The 4069-nt window shown below is 63.6% G+C and carries 1 protein-coding gene and 1 pseudogene; both read left to right on the forward strand.

Annotated elements, in window-relative coordinates; translation table 11 throughout:
• The coding region (rpoB, locus tag EN781_RS27725) for a DNA-directed RNA polymerase subunit beta (RefSeq protein WP_127400523.1) at positions 1-3349 on the forward strand (3349 nt) is incomplete at its 5' end.
• 129 nt (positions 3350-3478) lie between these two features.
• Positions 3479-4069: pseudogene (locus tag EN781_RS27730) on the forward strand (DNA-directed RNA polymerase subunit beta'); the annotation flags it as partial.

Raw genomic sequence — 4069 nt, forward strand, 5'->3', positions numbered from 1 at the left:
CGTCGATGCCGACACCGGCGAGATCGTCGTCGAGGCCGGCAAGAAGATCACCGCGCGCCAGGCCCGCCAGCTCGGCGAAAAGGGCCTGAAGGCGATCAAGGCGACTGACGAGGATCTGCTCGGCAACTACCTCGCCGAGGACATCGTCAACTACGCCACCGGCGAGATATTCCTCGAGGCCGGCGACGAGATCGACGACAAGACGCTGAAGGTGCTGCTCGGCACCGGCGAGCAGGAAATCCAGATCCTCGACATCGACCACGTCAATGTCGGCGCCTACATCCGCAACACGCTCGCCGTCGACAAGAACGAGAGCCGGCAGGACGCGCTGTTCGACATCTACCGCGTCATGCGCCCGGGCGAGCCGCCGACGCTCGAGACCGCCGAAGCCATGTTCAACTCGCTGTTCTTCGACAGCGAACGCTATGACCTGTCGGCCGTCGGCCGCGTCAAGATGAACATGCGCCTCGAGCTCAAGGCCGAGGATACGGTGCGTGTGCTGCGCAAGGAAGACATCCTGGCCGTGGTCAAGACGCTGGTGGAACTGCGCGACGGCAAGGGCGAGATCGACGACATCGACAATCTCGGCAACCGCCGCGTGCGCTCGGTCGGCGAGCTGATGGAAAACCAGTACCGCGTCGGCCTGCTGCGCATGGAGCGCGCGATCAAGGAACGCATGTCCTCGATCGAGATCGACACGGTGATGCCGCAGGACCTGATCAACGCCAAGCCGGCGGCCGCCGCCGTGCGCGAGTTCTTCGGTTCCTCGCAGCTGTCGCAGTTCATGGACCAGACCAACCCGCTGTCGGAGATCACCCACAAGCGCCGCCTTTCGGCGCTTGGACCGGGCGGTCTGACGCGTGAGCGCGCCGGCTTCGAGGTGCGCGACGTGCATCCGACGCATTACGGCCGCATCTGCCCGATCGAGACGCCGGAAGGCCCGAATATCGGTCTGATCAACTCGCTGGCGACCTTCGCGCGCGTCAACAAGTACGGCTTCATCGAGAGCCCGTACCGCAAGATCGTCAACGGCAAGCTGACCAACGAGGTCGTCTACCTGTCGGCGATGGAAGAAGCCAAGCACCATGTCGCGCAGGCCAACGCCGAGCTCGACAAGAATGGCGGCTTCGTTGACGAATTCGTCATCTGCCGCAACGCCGGCGAAGTGATGATGGCGCCGCGCGAGAACGTCGACCTGATGGACGTGTCGCCGAAGCAGATGGTTTCGGTGGCGGCGGCGCTCATCCCGTTCCTCGAGAACGACGACGCCAACCGCGCGCTGATGGGCTCGAACATGCAGCGTCAGGCCGTGCCGCTGGTGCGCGCCGAGGCGCCGTTCGTCGGCACCGGCATGGAGCCGATCGTCGCCCGTGACTCGGGCGCCGCCATCGGCGCCCGCCGCGGCGGCATCGTCGACCAGGTGGACGCGACGCGTATCGTCATCCGCGCCACGGAAGATCTCGATCCCGGCAAGTCCGGCGTCGACATCTACCGGCTGATGAAGTTCCAGCGTTCGAACCAGAACACCTGCATCAACCAGCGTCCGCTGGTGCGCATGGGCGACCGCGTCAACAAGGGCGACATCATCGCCGACGGTCCGTCGACCGAGCTCGGCGATCTGGCGCTCGGCCGCAACGTGCTGGTCGCGTTCATGCCGTGGAACGGCTATAACTACGAGGACTCGATCCTCTTGTCCGAGCGCATCGTCGCCGACGACGTCTTCACCTCGATCCACATCGAGGAGTTCGAGGTCATGGCGCGCGACACCAAGCTCGGGCCGGAGGAAATCACGCGCGACATTCCGAACGTTTCGGAAGAAGCGCTGAAGAACCTCGACGAAGCCGGCATCGTCTACATCGGCGCTGAAGTGCAGCCGGGCGACATCCTGGTCGGCAAGATCACGCCGAAGGGCGAAAGCCCGATGACGCCGGAAGAGAAGCTCTTGCGCGCCATCTTCGGTGAAAAGGCTTCCGACGTGCGCGACACTTCGATGCGCATGCCTCCAGGAACCTTCGGCACGGTCGTCGAAGTGCGCGTCTTCAACCGCCACGGCGTGGAGAAGGACGAGCGCGCCATGGCGATCGAGCGCGAGGAGATCGAGCGCCTGGCCAAGGACCGCGACGACGAGCAGGCGATCCTCGATCGCAACGTCTATTCGCGCCTATCCGACATGCTTGTCGGCAAGGATGCGATCGCCGGGCCGAAGGGCTTCAAGAAGGGCTCGAAACTGTCGAAGGACACGCTTGACGAGTATCCGCGCTCGCAGTGGTGGCAGTTCGCGGTGGAGAACGAAAAGCTCCAGAGCGAACTGGAAGCCCTGCGCGGCCAGTACGACGACTCCAAGAAGGCGCTCGAGCAGCGCTTCATGGACAAGGTCGAGAAGGTGCAGCGCGGCGACGAGATGCCTCCGGGCGTCATGAAGATGGTCAAGGTCTTCGTGGCGGTGAAGCGCAAGATGCAGCCGGGCGACAAGATGGCCGGCCGTCACGGCAACAAGGGTGTCGTGTCGCGTATTGTTCCGGTCGAGGACATGCCGTTCCTCGAGGACGGCACGCATGCCGATATCGTGCTCAACCCGCTGGGTGTGCCGAGCCGCATGAATGTCGGCCAGATCCTGGAGACGCATCTGGGCTGGGCTTGCGCCGGCATGGGCAGGAAGATCGGCGAGTTGATCGATGCGTACAAGGCGGGTGGCGACATCAAGCCGCTGCGCAAGACGCTGGAAAGCTTCATGCCTTCCAACGACCGCAACGAGCCGATCCGCGAGTATGACGACGAGAGCATCATTCGCCTGAGCGAGCAGATGCGCCGTGGCGTCTCCATCGCGACCCCGGTGTTCGACGGCGCGCATGAGGCCGACATCAACACCATGCTGGAGCAGGCTGGCCTGCACACCAGCGGTCAGTCGCAGCTCTATGACGGCCGCACCGGCGAGCCGTTCGATCGCAAGGTGACGATGGGCTACATCTACATGCTCAAGCTTCACCACCTGGTGGACGACAAGATCCACGCGCGTTCGATCGGTCCATACTCGCTGGTCACCCAGCAGCCGCTGGGCGGCAAGGCGCAGTTCGGCGGCCAGCGCTTCGGCGAAATGGAGGTCTGGGCGCTGGAAGCCTATGGCGCCGCCTACACGCTGCAAGAGATGCTGACGGTGAAGTCGGACGACGTCGCCGGACGCACCAAGGTCTATGAAGCGATCGTCAGAGGCGACGACACGTTCGAGGCCGGTATCCCCGAGAGCTTCAACGTTCTCGTCAAGGAGATGCGGTCGCTCGGCCTCAATGTCGAACTGGAGAACACCAAGTTCGACGACGCGCCGGTGCAGCTGCCCGACGCTGCCGAGTAAGGCTATGGCGCGCCGCGCAAGGTCGCGGCGCGCCGATCAAATTCCTCGGCCGGTGGGCCGACCAGTCTGCGGGCATTCGGCCCGCGTTAGATGCAAGGGGTTTTCGAGGACCCCGAAAAGGAGAACGGCATGAACCAAGAGGTCATGAATCTCTTCAACCCCCAGGCGCCGGCGCAGGTGTTCGATTCCATCCGGATATCGCTCGCCAGCCCTGAGAAGATTCTGTCCTGGTCGTTCGGCGAGATCAAGAAGCCGGAGACCATCAACTACCGCACCTTCAAGCCGGAGCGTGACGGCCTGTTCTGCGCGCGCATTTTCGGTCCGATCAAGGACTATGAATGCCTGTGCGGCAAGTACAAGCGCATGAAGTACAAGGGCGTCATCTGCGAGAAGTGCGGCGTCGAAGTCACGCTGTCGCGCGTGCGCCGCGAGCGCATGGGCCATATCGAGCTCGCCGCGCCCGTCGCCCATATCTGGTTCCTGAAGTCGCTGCCCTCGCGCATTGGCACGCTGCTCGACATGACGCTGAAGGACATCGAGCGCGTCCTCTACTTCGAGAACTACATCGTCACCGAGCCTGGCCTGACCGCGCTGAAGGAGCACCAGCTGCTCAGCGAGGAAGAGTACATGATCGCCGTCGACGAATATGGCGAGGATTCGTTCACCGCCATGATCGGCGCAGAGGCCATTCACGACCTGCTGGCCGGCATGGATCTGGAG

The sequence above is a fragment of the Mesorhizobium sp. M4A.F.Ca.ET.090.04.2.1 genome (assembly GCF_003999085.1).
Classification (GTDB): Bacteria; Pseudomonadota; Alphaproteobacteria; order Rhizobiales; family Rhizobiaceae; genus Mesorhizobium.